Annotated in this window: 21 protein-coding genes; 10 read left to right on the top strand and 11 right to left on the bottom strand. The window is 68.9% G+C overall.

Going from position 1 to position 17,148, the window contains the following annotated elements:
- The coding region (locus ACFY2X_RS30930) for a hypothetical protein (protein WP_389945061.1) at positions 1-777 on the top strand (777 nt) is incomplete at its 5' end.
- 48 nt (positions 778-825) lie between these two features.
- On the opposite strand, the gene ACFY2X_RS30935 is transcribed toward ACFY2X_RS30930, so the two are convergent.
- The 4 genes from ACFY2X_RS30935 to ACFY2X_RS30950 form a co-directional block, all read right to left on the bottom strand.
- Positions 826-1,218, bottom strand: a complete 393-nt coding sequence (locus ACFY2X_RS30935) for a VOC family protein (protein WP_389945064.1) — start codon at positions 1,216-1,218, stop codon at positions 826-828.
- A 181-nt stretch (positions 1,219-1,399) separates the two neighbouring features.
- The gene (locus ACFY2X_RS30940) at positions 1,400-1,855 is read right to left on the bottom strand and encodes a DinB family protein (protein WP_389945537.1); all 456 of its coding nucleotides are present in this window, start codon (positions 1,853-1,855) and stop codon (positions 1,400-1,402) included.
- Between the two features lie 242 nt (positions 1,856-2,097).
- Positions 2,098-2,856, bottom strand: coding sequence for a class I SAM-dependent methyltransferase (locus tag ACFY2X_RS30945; protein ID WP_389945067.1), 759 nt, complete (start codon positions 2,854-2,856; stop codon positions 2,098-2,100).
- Positions 2,857-2,887: 31 nt separating this feature from the next.
- Positions 2,888-4,102 carry an MFS transporter gene (locus ACFY2X_RS30950; protein ID WP_389945070.1) on the bottom strand — a complete coding sequence of 405 codons (1,215 nt, stop codon included), beginning with the start codon at positions 4,100-4,102 and terminating at the stop codon, positions 2,888-2,890.
- 48 nt (positions 4,103-4,150) lie between these two features.
- Here ACFY2X_RS30950 and ACFY2X_RS30955 point away from each other — a divergent pair, with 48 nt between their 5' ends.
- A complete protein-coding gene (locus ACFY2X_RS30955; RefSeq protein ID WP_389945073.1) occupies positions 4,151-4,519 on the top strand; it encodes a MerR family transcriptional regulator in 369 nt (122 codons plus the stop codon).
- Between the two features lie 139 nt (positions 4,520-4,658).
- Here ACFY2X_RS30955 and ACFY2X_RS30960 read toward each other — a convergent pair whose 3' ends face one another.
- From ACFY2X_RS30960 to ACFY2X_RS30970, 3 genes are all read right to left on the bottom strand, one after another.
- On the bottom strand, positions 4,659-5,243 hold the full coding sequence (locus ACFY2X_RS30960) for a TetR/AcrR family transcriptional regulator (protein WP_389945076.1): 585 nt from the start codon (positions 5,241-5,243) through the stop codon (positions 4,659-4,661).
- Between the two features lie 311 nt (positions 5,244-5,554).
- Entirely contained in the window at positions 5,555-6,403 is an 849-nt protein-coding gene (locus tag ACFY2X_RS30965; protein ID WP_389945079.1) for a putative protein N(5)-glutamine methyltransferase, read from the bottom strand.
- A gap of 313 nt (positions 6,404-6,716) precedes the next feature.
- Positions 6,717-7,118 (bottom strand): VOC family protein, encoded by a 402-nt coding sequence (locus ACFY2X_RS30970; protein WP_389945082.1) that lies wholly within the window; start codon positions 7,116-7,118, stop codon positions 6,717-6,719.
- Positions 7,119-7,287: 169 nt separating this feature from the next.
- On the opposite strand from ACFY2X_RS30970, the gene ACFY2X_RS30975 reads away from it, so the two are divergent.
- Positions 7,288-7,734 (top strand): MarR family winged helix-turn-helix transcriptional regulator, encoded by a 447-nt coding sequence (locus ACFY2X_RS30975; RefSeq protein WP_389945085.1) that lies wholly within the window; start codon positions 7,288-7,290, stop codon positions 7,732-7,734.
- A gap of 69 nt (positions 7,735-7,803) precedes the next feature.
- Here the strand turns inward: ACFY2X_RS30975 and ACFY2X_RS30980 are convergent, their stop codons facing one another.
- The gene (locus ACFY2X_RS30980) at positions 7,804-8,739 is read right to left on the bottom strand and encodes an AraC family transcriptional regulator (protein WP_389945088.1); all 936 of its coding nucleotides are present in this window, start codon (positions 8,737-8,739) and stop codon (positions 7,804-7,806) included.
- Positions 8,740-8,821: 82 nt separating this feature from the next.
- On the opposite strand from ACFY2X_RS30980, the gene ACFY2X_RS30985 reads away from it, so the two are divergent.
- The 5 genes from ACFY2X_RS30985 to ACFY2X_RS31005 all read left to right on the top strand — a co-directional run bounded on the left by ACFY2X_RS30985 (position 8,822) and on the right by ACFY2X_RS31005 (position 12,516).
- Entirely contained in the window at positions 8,822-9,658 is an 837-nt protein-coding gene (locus ACFY2X_RS30985; protein ID WP_389945091.1) for an NAD(P)H-binding protein, read from the top strand.
- A 193-nt stretch (positions 9,659-9,851) separates the two neighbouring features.
- On the top strand, positions 9,852-10,460 hold the full coding sequence (locus ACFY2X_RS30990; protein WP_389945094.1) for a TetR family transcriptional regulator: 609 nt from the start codon (positions 9,852-9,854) through the stop codon (positions 10,458-10,460).
- A 146-nt stretch (positions 10,461-10,606) separates the two neighbouring features.
- The gene (locus ACFY2X_RS30995; protein WP_389945097.1) at positions 10,607-11,137 is read left to right on the top strand and encodes a DUF4158 domain-containing protein; all 531 of its coding nucleotides are present in this window, start codon (positions 10,607-10,609) and stop codon (positions 11,135-11,137) included.
- A gap of 39 nt (positions 11,138-11,176) precedes the next feature.
- A complete protein-coding gene (locus tag ACFY2X_RS31000; protein ID WP_389945099.1) occupies positions 11,177-11,467 on the top strand; it encodes a hypothetical protein in 291 nt (96 codons plus the stop codon).
- A gap of 263 nt (positions 11,468-11,730) precedes the next feature.
- Positions 11,731-12,516: a GNAT family N-acetyltransferase gene (locus ACFY2X_RS31005; protein WP_389945102.1), complete on the top strand. Its 786-nt coding sequence runs from the start codon at positions 11,731-11,733 to the stop codon at positions 12,514-12,516.
- Between the two features lie 159 nt (positions 12,517-12,675).
- On the opposite strand, the gene ACFY2X_RS31010 is transcribed toward ACFY2X_RS31005, so the two are convergent.
- The gene (locus ACFY2X_RS31010; protein WP_389945104.1) at positions 12,676-12,834 is read right to left on the bottom strand and encodes a hypothetical protein; all 159 of its coding nucleotides are present in this window, start codon (positions 12,832-12,834) and stop codon (positions 12,676-12,678) included.
- A gap of 39 nt (positions 12,835-12,873) precedes the next feature.
- On the bottom strand, positions 12,874-14,118 hold the full coding sequence (locus ACFY2X_RS31015) for an FAD-dependent oxidoreductase (RefSeq protein ID WP_389945107.1): 1,245 nt from the start codon (positions 14,116-14,118) through the stop codon (positions 12,874-12,876).
- 227 nt (positions 14,119-14,345) lie between these two features.
- Between ACFY2X_RS31015 and ACFY2X_RS31020 the strand changes: the two genes are divergently transcribed.
- A complete protein-coding gene (locus tag ACFY2X_RS31020) occupies positions 14,346-15,053 on the top strand; it encodes a hypothetical protein (RefSeq protein ID WP_389945110.1) in 708 nt (235 codons plus the stop codon).
- Between the two features lie 5 nt (positions 15,054-15,058).
- Positions 15,059-15,307: a DUF3817 domain-containing protein gene (locus tag ACFY2X_RS31025; RefSeq protein WP_389945113.1), complete on the top strand. Its 249-nt coding sequence runs from the start codon at positions 15,059-15,061 to the stop codon at positions 15,305-15,307.
- Positions 15,308-15,571: 264 nt separating this feature from the next.
- On the opposite strand, the gene chrA is transcribed toward ACFY2X_RS31025, so the two are convergent.
- Positions 15,572-16,936 carry a chromate efflux transporter gene (chrA, locus tag ACFY2X_RS31030; RefSeq protein ID WP_389945116.1) on the bottom strand — a complete coding sequence of 455 codons (1,365 nt, stop codon included), beginning with the start codon at positions 16,934-16,936 and terminating at the stop codon, positions 15,572-15,574.
- Between the last annotated feature and the right edge of the window lie 212 nt (positions 16,937-17,148).

Genomic DNA, 17,148 nt, shown 5'->3' on the forward strand with positions numbered 1-17,148 from the left:
GGCACCACCCCCGACTCGGGCTGCACCACCAAGGCAGGCGGTTCCGGATCGCGCCCCCGTACCTGCGAGGTGCTCACCGCCGGAGGCTTCACCGGCGCCCCCGATGAGAACCGCACCGGGACCTACACCGTGTCCGGCAACGTGGTGACCATCCGGTGGAAGATCGCCCAGACCTGGACCGAGCAGTGGTACGTGCGGCCCTCCCCCGACGGCACGCTTGCTCGTCTGGACCTCAAGCACAGCACGCTGGCTACCCACGGCTACGGATACGGCAGCAACGCGGCGCTCAGCACCCGGCGCGCGATGAGTTCGGTGAAGGCGTTCTCCGGCACACTCAGGCAGGATCTGGCGAGCTGGGCGGGGGGCAAGATCGTCACCTCCAGCGGTCAGAGGTTCGCCCATTCCTCCTTCCGCGCCTGCGCAACCACCACCTGGTGCCTGACCTACCTGCAGCCGTCGTCCACGGGCGCCTGCCAGAAGTCGGGCGGCTGCCCCAAGTACGGGGGCGGAACGAAGGCAAACGTGAGTTCCATCCAGTATTACCTCACGAAGATCTCCAATTCCGATCGCCGCGACACGTTGTGGCACTGGTGTACCTGTCTGGCGATGGAGCGCGGCGAGTTCTGCTACACCGGCAACTCCCACGTCAAACCGCTCATGCAGATCATCGACGACAAGGGCGGCTTCCGCGGGTGGGTCGGCGTCGAAGCCTCCTTCTCACCCGGTTCCAGGGCCGCGGACATGATGGCGGTGTTCCGCATCACCGACTTCCGCTGAGCAGCCGTCCGGGCAGAGCGTCGCCTGTGCTGAAAGAGAGTCAGGCGGTCACCGGTGACAAACGACTTCCAAGGTGACGCCGTCGGGGCCTTCCCAGAACGACGCATAGTAGGCGGGGCCGTACTGGGGGAACTCCTGGGGCTCGTACAGCACCTTCGCGCCCCGCGTGGCCGCCCACTCGTGCAGGCGATCCACTTCCTGGCGGGTCTTCACCATGAAGGCCAGATGCTGGAGTCCGGGACGATGGCGCGAATAGGCACCGTCCTCCAGCGCCGGATAGAAGAACAGATACGTGCCCGGCTTGCCACCCGCCGGACGGTAGGAGAACTCGTCGTCGGCCGCGAAGAAGATCTCAAAGCCGACCTGGGGCATGAACTCGTCGTAGTATTCCCTGGCTTGTGCGAGGTCCCGGACGTTCACTCCAATATGACCTAGGGGCATGTGACGATCATAAGAGCCGAGACGCCCCGCTCATACGGTCACCGGCACTTCAGCAGGGGCCTACCGGCGAACGTTCACGGTCATGCATCAAGCGCGTCAGCCGGGTGCCTCGCATGCCGGGATCGTAGGCGCCGCACCCGGAGGGACCGACGCCTCGTGAGCTTCATCATGGCCTGTGGCCTTACAGCCCTCGTGCTCCGTCGATGCGTTCGCGAAGCAGGTCGGCGTGGCCATTGTGCCGGGCGTACTCCTCGATCATGTGGATGAGCACCCAGCGCAGTGAGACAGGCCCGCGCCAGGCATCCTGGCCTTCGATGTCGAGGTGGGCAGCACCGGCAACGTAGTTTTCGGCGAACGCCACCTCCTCGCGCCAGGCTTGCCAGGCGGTGGGGCCGACGGCGGGATCGGCGCCGTCGAAGTCGCCGTCAGGGTCCTCCGCGGAGGAGAAGCGGGCAGGCGCGTCATGTCCGGCCAGCACTTTTCGGAACCAGCGGCGCTCGACGTCGGCGAGGTGCCGCACCAAGCCGAGCAGCGACAACGTGGAGGGCTCCGCGGAGCGCCGGGCCAGCTCGGCGTCCAGTCCCGCGCATTTCAGCTCCAGCGTAGCCCGCTGTGCTGCAAGGACGTTGACGAGCATGGCCCGCTCGTCTCCGGTGGCGGGGAAAGCGAATCGGCTGTCTTGACCACCACCGATGATGTCGCTCCTTCTCTGGGGGGATGCGTTGTCCAAGTTCCTCACCCTTTCTCGTTGATGGCGGTCAAAAGTCTCATGCCATCCGGGCCGGCGTCGTACGTCTTTCCGGTCGGCGAACAGCAGCCGGAGTTGATGTCGCCTGCCAGATGTGAGCGCCCAGGGGTCTGATGGGCGGCTCGGGATGGTCAGGCTTCCTGTTTGACAGCGGTCAGCAACCGCATGCCGCGCGGGCCGTTCTCGTCGCGCTGCACCGTCAGCCCGGCCGCGGTGCACTGCGCGGCGAGCCATTCGGCGCTGATGCGCAGCTTGGGGTAGATGCCCGCCTGCTGGGTCCAGGTGTCGCCGGTGCGGGCGTACACCAGGTCGTGCACGAGGACGGTGTCGTCGTCGCGATAGTCCAGAAAGCAGGCGAGCAGCCGGTCGGCGGTGCCGCGAACCAGGATGAACCGGTCGGAACCGGTCAAGGGTTGGGTGAGATCGCGGTAGGTGATGACGAGCCTGCCGCCTTCGGCCAGCGCCTGGGTGACAGCGCCGAGCAGCGCGGTCACGTCGTTCTTGCTGGGCAGGTGGGTCAGCGTGTCGCCCATACAGACGATGGCCGCCACGCTCCCGGGCCGGGTGATCTGCGGGAGCGCGGTACGGATGTCGGCGTGGACGGGCCGGATCGCGGGGTTACCGCCTGCGGCGGCGGTCAGCTCGTCCAGCAGCGTCTTGCTGGTGTCCACGGCCAGGACGGTGGCGAAGCCGAGCCGGGCCAAGGCCAGCGTCTGGGGGCCCGGCCCGCAGCCGAGGTCGACGGCGACGGCATCGTCGGTCGTGTGCGTGATGCCGAGGCTTTCCAGCAGGCGGGCCTGTTCGGCGGCGAGCGCCGTCAGATCGCCGCCGAGCATGTAGGTGTAGTGCTGGGCGAGCAGCCGGTCGTAGTGATCGGTGGCCAGGGTCATCGGATCTCCATTCAGACGTGGGTGTGGGTGGTCAGCGATGCCGGTGCACAGGGACTTCTTCGGCGCCCTCCCCGGAGCCATCCGGTGCGAGCCGCTGCCCGGCGGCCGTACGGCGGGAGACGGCCAGGTAGGACAGCAGCAGTCCGGCGCCGCTGAGCACCGCTCCGGCCAGTCCCGTCCAGCGCAGCCCGGCGACGGTGACGACACCGGCGCCGAGTACCGAGCCGACCGCGTGGGCCAGCATGAACGCGGCCACGTTGACTGTGACCGCCAAGGTCGGGGCGGCGCCCGCGCTCTGCAGGATCAGCTTCTGCAGCGGCGCGACGGTGGCGGTGGCAAGCAGGCCGAGCCCCAGTACGGTGGCCACCGCCCCGGGCTTGTGCACCACGGCGAACGGCATCACGGCCAGTAGCACCGTCAGGCAGGCGAAGACACCGCGAAGCGTCGCCCCCGGCGCCAGATCGGCGAGTCGTCCGGCGACGAGGTTGCCCAGCAGGCTGCCCAGTCCGTAGACCACCAGCAGCAGCGAGACCGTGGCCGGTTCGAATCCGCTCACCTGGTTCAGCATCGGCGCCACGTACGTGAACACCACGCCGACCCCGGCGAAACCCACAGTCGTGGTCGCGATGGACACCAGCACCGGCCGCCGGGCCAGCACCGCGATCTCGGAGACGATCCCGGCAGGCTGGGCCGGGATATGCGGCAGCGCGAACGCCAGCAGCGCCAGGCAGACCACGCCCAGCACGGCCAGTACGGCGAAGGGGAAGCGCCAGCCCAAGTGCTGGCCAAGCACCGAGCCGAGCGGCACACCGAGCAGGTTGGCCACGGTCAGGCCGGAGGTCACGGCGGCGATCGCGGTACCGGCCCGGTCCGAGGAAACCATTGTGGTGGCCACGATCAGCGTCAGCGCGAAGAACGTGGCGTGGCCGATCGAGGAGATGACCCGCCCGGCCAGCAGCATCGGATAACTCGGCGCCAGCGCGCTCACCGCGCTTCCCGCGGCGAAGACCGCCATCAAAGTGAGCATGAGCCCCTTGCGTGGCAGCCGCACGGTCGCGATCGCGACCAGGGGCCCGGCGATCACCGTGCCCAGCGCGTAGGCCGTCACCACCTGTCCGGCCACTGCGACGGAAACCCGCAGGTCGGTGCCGATCTGTGGCAGCAGCCCCGCGGCCAGGAACTCGGCGGTGCCAACGACGAAGACACTGAGACACAGGGAAACCAGAGTGAGAACTGTCCGTTTCATTGCAGGGAGGCTAAGCTCTGACATCCATGTCAGAGTCAAATCGGAGGCGTGGTGCGCATCGGGGAACTGTCACGTCGTACGGGGGTCCATGAGCGTCTGCTGCGTTACTACGAGACGCAGGGACTTCTCTGGCCGGAGCGGGCGCCCAGCGGCTACCGCTACTACCAGGAATCGGACGTCGAGACCGTCCGCCGCATCCGTTGCCTGCTGTCGGCGGGTCTGAACACGCAGACCATCGCCGCGGTGCTGCCATGTGTGAGGGTCAAGGCGGGGAATTTGGTGCCTGTCTGCCCCGAGGTGATCGACGACCTGCGGGGTCAGCGCGAGCGCCTCACCCGGGCGATGGAGGAACTGCAGGCCTCACGCGACCTGCTCGACGCTGTCATCGCGGCCGCGCCCCTGGAACTCGTCGGCTGAGACACCGCACATGCACGGTGCCGGCGGCGATCTTCCGCCCGCCTGACGGACGGCCCGTGAGGCCCGCGTACGGCCCGGCGCCGGTATCCGACGGCCTCACCGCGGTCGGGTCGGCCGGGCACTCCGCCGGCGCCTATTCTCACTCGACGCCGGCGATGACCGTGGTCACGACCTTGCGTACGGCCTCAGCCTCCGGCGGTGTGCCTTTCCGGTCGGCGAAGAGCAGGTGCCCGGCCCCGATCAGCGTGGGAGCGAGCGTGTGGACGTCGGCGTCCGCCGCGATGCGGCCCAGTTCCCGCTCGGCGGTGAGGTAGGAGACGATCATGGCCGTGGCCTCCGCCAGGACCGGGACGCCGGTCGGCCTGGCCTGGCGCAGCCGGGCGCGCAGTTCGTCCCGGGAGGTGATGAGGCTGACGATCGCCACGGCGACCGACCCGAACAGGTCCATCAGCGCGCCGGTGAGGTTGCCAGCGACGGTGCCGGTCCCGGTGGACTCGCGCAGCGCGGTGGCCTGCCTGTCGAGCCGGGCGATGCGGTCCAGCACGAGCTCGGCGAGGAAGGCGTCGAAGTCGGTGAAGTGCCGGTGCAGGACGCCCTTGGCGCAGCCCGCCTCGGTGGTGACCGCCCGGCTGGTCAGCGCGCTCGGCCCGTCCTGGAGCAGGACGCGTTCGGCGGCGTCGAACAGTTGCCCGCGCACGTCGCGGATGGCCACCCCTGTCGGCACCGTGCATCCCTCCTGCCCTCGTATGCCCACTCGTCAACGAGTGGGCATACGCCCATTATAGTGGGCGCATGCCCACTATATCGCAGGTGGGAGCAGCCCTTCCCGAGCACGCGGCTTGTCGACACCGGAGGTAGCGGAGCCGTTCAGCCCGGATGCGAACGTTACAGCCGAGCCCGGCCCCGGTGTCCCGAAGCCATGGTGGACCATGGTCGCCGCCGGTAGCCCCGGCCTCCTCGACGTCGGCCGCGGTGCCGGCGTAGAGGCCCGGCGGTTCCAGGCGGCCGGGGGCCGATGGCGTGCGAGGGCCGCGATCAGCCGCCCGGCCCGCTCGGAAGGGCGGGTCGGGTTCCGATGACGACGGTGGCGTACAGGTCGTCGCAACTGGCCACTCGCGGAATCAGTCCGTGGCGGGTGAAGATTTCGACGGCCCGCGCCACCTGGTGCTCGCTCGTCTCGATCAGCAGGTGGCCGCCCGGAGCCAGCCACAGCGGTGCCGCGGCGGCCGCCCGCCGCAGGATGTCAAGCCCGTCCGAGCCGCCGTCGAGCGCCACCCGGGCCTCGTGCACGCGGGCCTCCGGAGGGAGCAGCTCGATCTCTTCGGTGGGCACGTAGGGCACGTTGGCGAGCAGGACGTCGACACGGCCTCGCAGCGTCGGGGGCAGCGGTTCGTACAGGTCGCCCTCGTACACCCGGCCGCCGGCGGCGGCGAGGTTACGGCGGGCGCACCGTACCGCGGCGGGGTCGATGTCGGCGGCGTGCAACTCGACCTGGCCCAGGGCCGCGGCCAGCGCGGCGCCCATCGCACCCGAGCCGCAGCACAGATCGACGACGACGGTTCGAGACCGGGCGAGGGCCTGGCCGGCGGGCTCGGTGGCCTGACGGACGAGGTCGGCGGCCTGGGCGACGAGGAACTCGGTGCGACGGCGGGGTACGAAGACCCCGGGGTCCACGTCTATCCGCAAGCCGCAGAACTCGGCCCAGCCGAGGACGTGTTCGAGGGGAAGGCCGGCGACTCGCCGGTCGACCATGGAGGCGAGGTCGGCCGGAGTCCGCGCCGCGGAGATGAGCAACCGCGCCTCGTCCTCGGCGAAGACGCAACCGGCCGATCGGAGCCTGGCGATGACGACGGATCGAGGGAGAGGCGAGGGGGAAGCCAACATGGGTGTGCCTTTCGGGATGCCGATGGGCACTCCCCCGGTCACCTATGTCAGGCGGACCGCACGACTGTGAGAGGAGAGCACCCAGCCTGGTACGGCGGTAATGGGTCTCACCTCCTCGGTAGATCCGCTTCTGGAGACGAAAACACTATCCGAGCCGTCTGCGGCGGACAAACCCGGGATTCGCCCAAGGCACACTCCGGTTCGGGCGGCGGCCCGTGCCGCGTCCACCACACGGCGCGCGATGCGTTACCGCCCTGCCTGGACAGGGGCCGGCGCGCGATCCGGTCAGGATGCTCCCCACATCCAGCCGGCCTCAGCGCACGGGCTGGCCGATACCGAGGAGGTTTCCCTCGCTGTCCCGGAACCACGCCGCCCGCTCGCCGACGCCGGCCGACGGGTAGTTCCCCTCGACGTAGGCGATGCCGTCGACGGTCCGCATGCCGGGGAGGTCGACCTCCTCGAACACCACTCCCCGGCCGCGCAGCTGCTCGACCACGGCCTCGATGTCATCGACCTCCCAGGCCATCTGGGTATGGTCGCCCGAGGCCGCGCCCGTCGACGTGAACAGTGCGAACCGACCGCTGCCGCACTGGTAGAGCAGGCCGCCGGGCCGCTCCTCGACCGGTTCGAGACCGAGCTTGTCAGCGTAGAACGCCCTCGCTCGTTCGAGGTCCTTGGCCGGAAGCCGGGTGGCGACGCGGCTGTTCTCAAGCATGCGATGACCTTGTCATGACCGGGATCACCGCGCCACCCGAAAACGCTCAGGCCGCCGGTGGAACGCCGACTCCTCACCTCCGGATGACCGGTGCGTTACCGCAGGCGGACGGCAGGAACTCGATCCAGGCCATATCCGCCGTGCCGGCACGGTGAGGGAGACTGTGAAGGTGAGCATCGAGAACGACCGTCCCGCGCCACCCGTGACGAGCACCTCCATCGTCGTGTTGACGCTGGCGCGCCGGGTCGAGACTGAGCTCAATGCCGCTCTCGCGCCGTTGGATCTCACGGTCAGCAGGCTCGGCCTGCTTGCTCATATCGCCGGTGTGCCTGGAGTGTCGTTCAGTGACCTGGCGCGGATGTCCGGGATCACGGTCCAGACCGCGCACACCGCGGTGAAAGCACTCGTCAGCGCGGGGCTGGTCCGTGATCACAATGCCCGAGCCGGGTCCGCCTCGACGATCGAGATCACACCCCAGGGCACCCGCCTCCTGCAGGCGGCCAAACAGGCGGCGGACGAGGTCGACGATCGGATGTTCGGTCCGGACGCGGACCCGATCCAGCGGCAGATCGCCGACGCCATCCGCGCCGCGTTCGCGGGTGAAATCGCGCCCTGAGCGCCTGAGCGGCACTTCCTGGGGGGCAGCCAAGATAAGCCACATCACCTGCCAGTCGTAGCGCCAGGGTCAGCGCACCTGGCGGCGCCAGACCGAGGGGCTGACGCCGCGGGCGCGTTTGAACGCCACGCTGAAGGCGAAGGCGTCCTCGTACCCGACCTCGCGGGCCACGGCGGCGACGGTCGCCTCGGTGTCACGGAGCAGGTCCGCCGCCAAGGTCATTCGCCAGCCGGTGAGATAAGTGAGCGGGGGCTCACCGACCAGACCGGTGAAGCGTGCGGCGAAAGCCGCGCGGGACATACCGACCTTGGCGGCCAGCATGGCGACCGTCCATCGGTGGGCGGGGTCCTCATGCAGGAGACGCAGTGCGTCGCCGATCGCGGGGTCGGCCAGCGCCCGATGCCAGGCGGGGAATGCCGACTCCGGCCTGGCGCACCATGCCCGCAACGCCAGCACGAGCACCAGATCCAGCAGCCGGTCGAGAATGGCGTCCTGGCCGGGTTCGTCGCAGGCGACCTCGGTGGCGAGCAGATCCAGCGCCGCTCGGGTCCGCGGCCCCGCGGGCACGACCGCCAGCGGCGGGAGCATGTCCAGCAGGCGGTCGCCCACGTCGCCGCGGAGTTCGTAGGCGCCCCGGATCATGACCGTGGCCCCGGGCAGACCGTCACCGTAGGTGCGGGGCGCCAGACTCCGGTGAGCCCCTGCCGCATCCTCGCCGCCGACGACGTACTTCTTCTGCCCCTGAATCACAACCTGGGGCGGGGTGGACGGGTCGTCGGCGATCGTGTATCGGCCCGTGGCGCTGATGAGGGCGATGTCACCGGCGGCGAGGCGCCCGTGCGCGTCGTCGTCGAGACGGATCGACGCGTGGCCGCCGAGCGTGGCCACGACCGTGAGCGCGGGAGCCTCAGCAAAGGTCAGCGACCATGGCGGCCGCTGGACCAGCTTCCTGACCAGCGCGTTCCTGGCGCGGGCCCGATGCAGCAGATCGCTCAGGACATCCATGCCCATCACGGTAGACGATCACAAATGTATCCCAGAGGTTCTCCCATGGATCGTCTTCGAGTTCTGGAGTTCCCTGAGTGGAATGAAGAACATCCTCATCCTGGGCGGCACCGGCAAGACCGGTCGCCGCATCGGCCGGCGTCTCCAGGCCGCCGGCCATCCGGTCCGGACGGCCGCCCGTACCGCCGGCGATATCCCCTTCGACCTGGGCAACCTGACGACCTGGGCGCCCGCGCTCGACGGCGTCACGGCCGCCTACCTCGTAGAGCCCGACCTGCAGGCGAGCGTCGATCACCGAGCGCGCATCCCCAGGTTCGTGGCCGAAGCGGTCGCCGCGGGCGTGCGGCGGCTGGTGCTGCTGTCGGCCCACGGCGTCGGCGAGGCCGACGACAGTCATCCCCTCAAGCCCGCCGAGCAGGCCGTGCGCGGCTCCGGCGTCGACTGGACCATTCTGCGACCGGACTGGTTCTCACAGAACTTCAGTGAGAGTTTCTGGCTGCCGGGGGTTCTCTCCGGGGACCTGCTCCTGCCCACCGCTGACGGGGGTACGCCGTTCATCGACGCCGAGGACATCGCCGAGGTCGCCGCATCGGCGCTGACCGAAGACCGCCACAGCGGCCAGACCTACCAGCTGACCGGCCCGCGGGTGATCAGCTTCGGTGAGGCGGCCGATCTCATCGGTAAGGCCATCGGGCGCACGATCCGTCACGTCGACGTCGACCCCGAGGACTTCGTCAAGCGCCAGGTCGCCGATGGCGTCCCCGTCGACGTCGCCCGACTGCTCACTGGTCTCTTCGTGGCCATCCGCAACGGCCGGGGCTCCGCGGTCTCGGACGGGGTGGAACGGGCCCTCGGCCGGCCGCCCAGGCCGTTTGAGGACTACGTCGCCAAGACCGCCGCCGCAGGCCACTGGAACTGACCGCGGTCAACCGATGACTGTCTTGGTGGCACCGTGGCCGCGGTGCCACCAAGACAGGGCGGGTCCTCACGTTATGAGAGCCGATCGGGGGTGCCGATGCCGAGCGCGGCGAACCGCAGATTATCGAAATCGCTACGAAAAGCAAGTAACTATTGATTCGGTGTTGCTTCGATAGCTGGGCTACAGTGGCGGCATGACACGCGGAGGACTGCGGGAACGTAAGAAGGCCCAGACACGCAAGCGGCTGGCCGACACGGCCTTCGCGATGTTCCGCGAGCGAGGCTTCGACGCGGTGACCGTGGCCGAGATCGCCGACGCGTGCGACATCGCGGTCAGCACTCTGTTCGCCTACTTCCCCAGCAAGGAATCGCTGGTCTTCGACCAGGAGGCCGCACACATACAGCGGCTGGGCTCCGTGGTGCGCGACCGTCCGGCAGGAGCGACGATCCTGGACGCGCTGGAGGCCTATCTCGCCGCGCCCAAGCCGCGCCAGCCTGGTGAACCCTCCCGCGAGGAGTTCCTGGACCTGGTCCACGCCACCCCCGCGCTGCGCGACCACTTCATGCGCATGCAACGCAACTGGGAGACCACTCTCGCCCACGCCATCGCCGAGGAAGCCGGACTGTCCGACGACGACCTCCAGGCTCGCGCGCTGGCCCGCTTCGCCCTGGACGTCGGCGCCCTCGCCGAGGAGAGCCCCGATCCCGCACACACTCTGCGCATCCTGTTCGCCCGGCTGCGCAACGGCTGGGCCGACTTCGACCACATCCCGCCCGCCCGCCCTGACACCAGCAGCCGATAACAAGACCCGGTCCGTGTGGCGGCTTCGGTGTGCGAAGCCTTGGTTGCGCATCCTGGTCACCCGGACCGACAACACCGCTGGGGGTCAGACCACATAAGCCTAAAGCCCACGTTGAGATGATCTTGAAGGGTTGAGCGGCAGGGTTGATGAAGCTGCGATCTTCTTCGCCTGTTGTGAGCGTGTTCGTCTCGCTACGGTGTGTCTCGTCCGTTGGCGGGGTGTGCCGGGAGACGCGTGCGGTGACGTCGGCCGAACGGACCGCTTATCGGGTGTTCCCGCGGTTGGTGATGACGCGTGAGTTGTACCTCTTCTACTCCCCCTCGGTCGAGGAGATGGCGTGGGCGCGGGAGAAGACCGACACCGATGAGCACCTGCTGGCGCTGACGCTCGCGCTGAAGATCTTTCAGCGGCTGGGCCGCTTCCCTAAGTCCCGCGAGGTGCCGCCGGTGGTGGTCGAGCACGTACGGCGATGCCTGGAGCTGAGCGAGGACATCGTGCCGGTGTATGCCTCGCCGCGTACGGCGGAGTCGCATCGGGTGCTGGTGCGGCGCCGGGAAGGGGTGGGCTACACGCCGGCCAGGGCGCGCAAGATCGTGGCCAAGGCGATGGCAAAGGCGGCGTGGGTGAAGAATCACCCGGCGGATCTGATCAACGTGGCGTTGGAGCGGCTGGCCTAGGCCCGGCTGGAGCCGCCGGCGTTTTCCACGCTGGACAGCATGGAGTCGACGATCCGCGGCAAGGCCAACGGCCAGATCTTCCAGACGATCTGGCGGCGGCTGAGCGCCGAAGACCGCGCTTGTATCGCGGCGCTGCTGGTGGTCGGGCCGGGCGGCAAGAGCGATCTGGATCGGTTGAAGAAGCCGGCGCGGCGGGCGAGCTGGTCGAAGTTCAAGGATCAGGCTGCGCATCTGACCTGGGTGAGGGGCATCTGCGATACCGAGGCGGTGCCGGAAGGCATCGTCGCTTCCAATAAAAGCCTGAACGCCATGCAGCATTCCGGGCGTTGAATGTCTCGCACACCTGATGCGTGGCCGGGAACGCAGTTCAGCTTGTAGTCGGCGGGTAAGTTATGCCGCCGGTGCCATCCGGGGTTAGGAGCGGGCGGCGCAGCGGGCGGGCATGCTCCGCGAGGCACCTTCGCCGCCCGACGCCGGTACGGAACATGGAGGCTGCTCGTGCTCGCCAGGTGGCCCGGCCCAAAGATGGCCCAGTCAGCTCGCGTGAAATTGGCCCGTGTGATGGGTCAATTTCGCGCACTACCGTAGGCGCAATGACAATGGGATCAACTTCGACCAACCAGCCCACGTCCTTGCCCTTGGCCGAGGCGCCGATGCGTCAGGCCCGCAACTCCGCCGCTTTTTGGATCGCCACCGGACGATGCCGGGGGCATGAGGTGATCCGGCGCCGCGGATTCGTCGCGGTCGACGGCGACGAGCGTGCAGGCCTGCGGATCCTGATCCAGGAGCCCGACCTCGACCCGGGCGAACTGGCCGAGTTGAGCGAGCTGGCCCGCCGGGCCGCGGGCCCGGTGAACGCCGAGGATCCGTTCAGCTCGACCGACCTGAGCCACCTGGGCATGCGCAGATGGCAGATGCCGATCATGCTGCGCCCGCCCGGGCCCGTCGCCGAACCGGTGCTAGACGTGATCCGGGTACGGCAGCCCGAGGACCTCCAGGCGGCCGAGCGGATCGTGATCGAGGGCTTCGAGCTGGCCGTATTCGAGCCCTACCGCCCCGGCGAGCTGTTCCCGATGACGCTGATCGGGCAGCCGGGCGTGGACGTGTTCGTCGCATCCCACGACGGCGTGGCCGCGGGAGCGTGCGTCAGGGTCGTGGACGACGGCGTCGGCAGCCATTACTGGGTCGGTACTTCGCCGGCATTCCGCTCGCGTGGCGTGGGGCGGGCCGTCATGCTCGGCTCCCTCGCTCACCTCGCGGATCTGCCGGTCACACTCACCGCTTCGAAGCTGGGCAGGCCGCTGTATGAGTCGCTGGGTTACACCGCCGCGACGCCCTCGACCTGGTGGGCCTCTCCTCCTGCGACAGCGTCGCGGTGAAGCCCGCTGGCGAAGCTCAGAAGTTGTTCAACATCCCCACTCAGCGTCCGCTGTCGCCGGGCGCGAGCAGGCTGGTGAGCTCCGCAATGGCCTCCGGGGACGAGTGGAAATAGCGGCGCAGGTTCTCGGGCTTCTTGTGCCGTGACTTGGCCATCAGCATCAGCAGGGATGCACCTCCCGGCGGGCGATCAGCCGGTCGATGGCCGCCCGCGAACGCACCGGAGTGTCGGAGTCCGGCACCGTCAGCTGCTTGGTCCACGCCGGGACCTCCGGCGCCTCGTGGCCGCGCTCACGGCACCATCCCAGCCAGGACAACACCGACGCGCGGCGGGCGTTCCAGGAGCTGGTCCTAGATCATCAGCGCGTCAGCGGCGGCGTAGCGCTGCCGGACCTCGTATGTGACGCCGTCTCACTGCTTACCCTGCCGACCGACCCGGGCTGGGCTCGGCGGATGCGGTCGTTGAGGTTGCGTCGCACGCTGTCGACGTCACCGGTGAAGTTCTCCGACAGGTTGTCCATCAGCTCCGCGCAGGCCTGAGCGGCGGCCGCCGACCGGGGCAGCATGACCTCTTCGTAGGCGGCGGTGGCCCGGTCGAGGTCGGAGTGGGTGGCGATGGCCGTGGCCAGGTCGCTGCCGTCGATCAGGGCAAGGTTGGCGCCGATGCCGAAGGGCGGCATGAGGTGGGCGGCGTCGCCGAGCAGGGTGATGCCGGGGACGTGGTCCCAGGTGTGCCCAGAGGGCAGCACGTGCAGGGACCGGTTGACGAACCCGCTGTCGTTGTCGCGGAACAGGTCGAGGAATCCGGGCTCCCAGCCGGTGAACACGCCGCGCAGGTAATCGCACACCGCCGCGGTGTCGCCGAGGTCGAGGCCGGCGGTGACATACCAGTTCGCAGGTGCATCGAAGGCGGCGTAGAGGCGGATGTGGGCGCCGCTGTTGCGCTGGGCCGAGATCATTTTCCCGTCGGCTCGCGCCGCCAGCGTGCCCGGGCCCACCCAACGGGCGAGGTCGGGGTGGCGGATGTCGACATCGTCGAGAAACGCCTCGATGATCGTGGAGCCCGTGTAACGGGGGATGGCGTCCGAGACGGCAGCGCGGACCCGGGACCAAGCGCCGTCGGCGCCGATGACGAGGTCGAAGTCCGCGGTAGTGCCGTCAGCGAAGCGCAGGCGAGCGCCGCCCTCCAGCGAGGTGACCCCGTCCACCCCGCGCCCCCAGCGGACGGTGCCTGGGATGAGGGAGTCCAGCAGCAGGCCCCGCAACTGACCCCGATCGATCTCCGGGGCGTAACCCTCGTCATGGCTGTCGGCGGGCCGCTCGTGGTGGACCAGGGCGGCCGTGAACGGGTCCAGCCCCCGCAGTTCCTGCCCCTGCGCACGAGCCAAGGCGGTGAACTGCTCGAACAGGCCAACCGCTCGCAGTGCGGCCTGACCGGTCGGCACGTGCAGGTCCAGCATGCCGCCCTGCCAACGGGCGTCGCGAGAGGCCTCCCGTTCAAACACGGCTGCCGGGATGCCGTGCGTCTGCAGGCCGCGGGCACAGGCAAGACCGCCGACACCGGCGCCCACGATCGCGATGCGGAGGTCACGGGGAGAGGTCATGGCAGATTCCTCCTGCTGTCATCTCTGGATGCCGGAAGCCCGGCCCGCGACCCATAAAACCATAGTGACTTCGAATTCGCAACTACATCGATTTCGTATTAGCTTCGATTTTCGCAGGCTGAGCGGGCGAGCGAACAAGTCAGGCGCCGCGAGCGAAGGAGGACCCGGACCCGCAGGCGCTGGTCGACGCCGCGCTGCGGCTGTTCCTGGAACGCGGCTACGACCAGGTGGGCGTCAAGGACGTGGCCGATGCCGCCGACATGGCGGTGTCCACCCTGTTCACGTACTTTCCGAGGCGCGTGGTCATCGCCGCTGCACGAGGCTTGCCGACACGCCGACTCGTCAAGCATTTCCGCACACCCCAACCTTCAGGCTGGCTGAAGCATCGGCTGGGCTTCAGCCAGCCTGAAGGTTGGAAGGAGAGATCGTTGGAACATGTCCTGCTGTCGTTACACGTGCTCGCGAGCATCGTGTTCGTCGGGGGCTCGGCCGTCGCGACGAGCTTGTTTCCCCGCTATGCGCCGGTTGCCGCCGGCGTCGCCGTGGGCACTGCCACGGGCCCCCGGCCATCGGACTCGGGCAAGGAACCGGGCGAGGACTCGGGTGAGCGCAACCAGGCCGCGGCTGTCGTGCTGCACCGCATCACCCGCGTTTACAGCCTCCTCGGGCTCGTGGTGCCCGTCGCCGGAATCACCCTGGCCAACGTCCAGGGCCGGATGGGCGAGATCTGGATCATCGTCTCCATGACGCTCACCGCCGTCGCGGGCGGCTTGCTCGTCACGCAGATCTACCCGCGTCTGCGCGACGCGCTCAGCAAGCCCGACGACGGCCGTCAGCTGCGCACGCTCTCCATGCTCGCCGGCATCTACAACCTGATGTGGGCCATCGTCGTGGTCCTCATGATCGTCCGCCCCGGCTCCGGCTCGGGAGTGTGATCCACGTGCGCGTCCTGCGAATCGCAGCCGGCGTCGAGGCCGTCTCCCTGGCGGTTCTGCTCGTCAATCTGCTCACCGTCCACATCAAGGCGATCACGACACTCGCCGGCCCGCTGCACGGCATGTCCTACCTCGTCGTCATCGTGACCACCTCGATGCTCCCGTCCGCTGTGTCCGGGGTCCGATGGCGCGCCTTCATCCCGGCCGCCGGCGGGCTGCTCGCCCTGCGACGGATTCAAACCCGCGCCCAGTGAGGATGACGGGGCCGCGCCGTACGCCGCTTCGTGTGCACACGGTGCTCTACGACGGAGTGGAGGAACAAGACTTCGCCGGCCCGGTCGAGGTCTTCGGCATCATGAGCGACAAAATCAAGCAGGCCTTCGCCTCCGCCGACGGCCCGCGCACGATCACCGCATCGCCAAGGAGGACCTCAAGGCCCAGGGTGGGAAGGTCGCGGCACCGTCTGGCGGTCCTCCCAGGCCACGGTGGTGACGGCCTTTCCAGGTCGGCCGGGCGGGTCAGGGCAGCAGCAGCGAGGCCAGTCCCAGCAGCGCGCACACGCCCAGAATCCGCAGCATCGGCCAGCGCAGCGCGAACGTCATGACCAGTGCCACCGTGGTGATCACCAGCGCCAGCGGGTTCACCGTACCTGGATCGGGCAGCTGCATGTGGAAGGGGCCCCATGCCCAGGTGCGGGTGACGGCGAACAGGGTGTGCTGAGCGAAGTAGAGGGCGAGGTTGGCGATGACGCCGACGACGGCGGCGGTGATACCGGTCAGGGCGGCGCTGATCGCGGTGTTGTGGCGCAGTTTCTCGACGTACGGCGCGCCCAGGAAGATGAAAAGGAAGCACGGCACGAAGGTGACCCAGGTGGTCAGCAGCGCCCCCAGCAGCGCACCGGCCCACGGATTCAGGGCGCCTGGATTGCGGTAGGCGCCGAGAAAGGCGACGAACTGCACAACCATGATCAGCGGTCCGGGGGTGGTCTCGGCCAAGGCCAGGCCGCGGACCATCTCGGCGGGTGTCAGCCAGGCGTAGGTCTCCACGGCTCGCTGGGCGACGAAGGCGAGCACCGCGTAGGCTCCGCCGAAAGTGACCAGAGCCGTGCCGGAGAAGAACAACCCCTGGGTGGTGAAGACACTGTCAGAGCCGGTGAGCAGGACGACCGCGGCCACCGGCAACCACCACGCGGCCAGGCCGACGGCCAGCACACGTAACGCGCCGCGCGCCCCGGGGGTGGCATGGTGCAGGGCGTCATCGGGAATCAGCGGCGCCGGCTTGTCGCCTCCTCCGTTCCCGTCGCCGTTCCGGGAGGTGCCGGGAACCAGGCGATGCATGCCCCATCCGAGGGCTGCGGCCCCGGCGACGACGACGGGGAAGGGAATCGCGAACAGTGCCAGGGCGGCAAAGGCGGCCACCGCGATTCCGATCAGCACCGGGTGCGTCAGGGAGCGCCTGGCGACCCGGATGACGGCCTGGGCGACGATGGCCAGCACGGCCGGGGCGATCCCGGCGAACAACGCGGTGATCAGGGAGGTGTCCTGCCATATGACGTAAGCCGCCGACAGCGCCAAGAGGGCCAGCAGACCCGGCAGGACGAACAGCACGCCAGCGACCAGGCCGCCGCGAGTGCCGTTCAGCAGCCAGCCGATGTAGATCGCGAGCTGCTGTGCTTCCGGGCCGGGCAGGAGCATGCAGTAGTTGAGGGCATGGTTGAAGCGCTGCTGACCGATCCAGCGCCGTTCCTCGACCAAGGTGCGCTGCATCACGGCGATCTGCCCGGCCGGACCGCCGAAGGTCTGCAGCGAGATCGAAACCCAGGCGCGCACCGCCTCGCGAAACGGCACCACATCACCGGACACGGCGGCACGTGGATTCGTCATGAGACGTCCTGATCCGCGCGAGCGATCGGCCGGGCCGGAACGCTCTCCGGTGGCACCCGGCACGGCTCGTCCGGCACCCTGGCGAGACGGCTCGACATCGCCCTCCCCTATCCTCTCCGCGAACCGGCTGCCTGCCGACGCCGATGGGAGACGGGCGAGCTGATCAGCCGGATGCGCCGCGCGAAATTCCGTTTGCCTTTGCGCAGGATATA

The sequence above is a fragment of the Streptosporangium sp. NPDC000396 genome (assembly GCF_042898655.1).
GTDB lineage: Bacteria > Actinomycetota > Actinomycetes > Streptosporangiales > Streptosporangiaceae > Streptosporangium.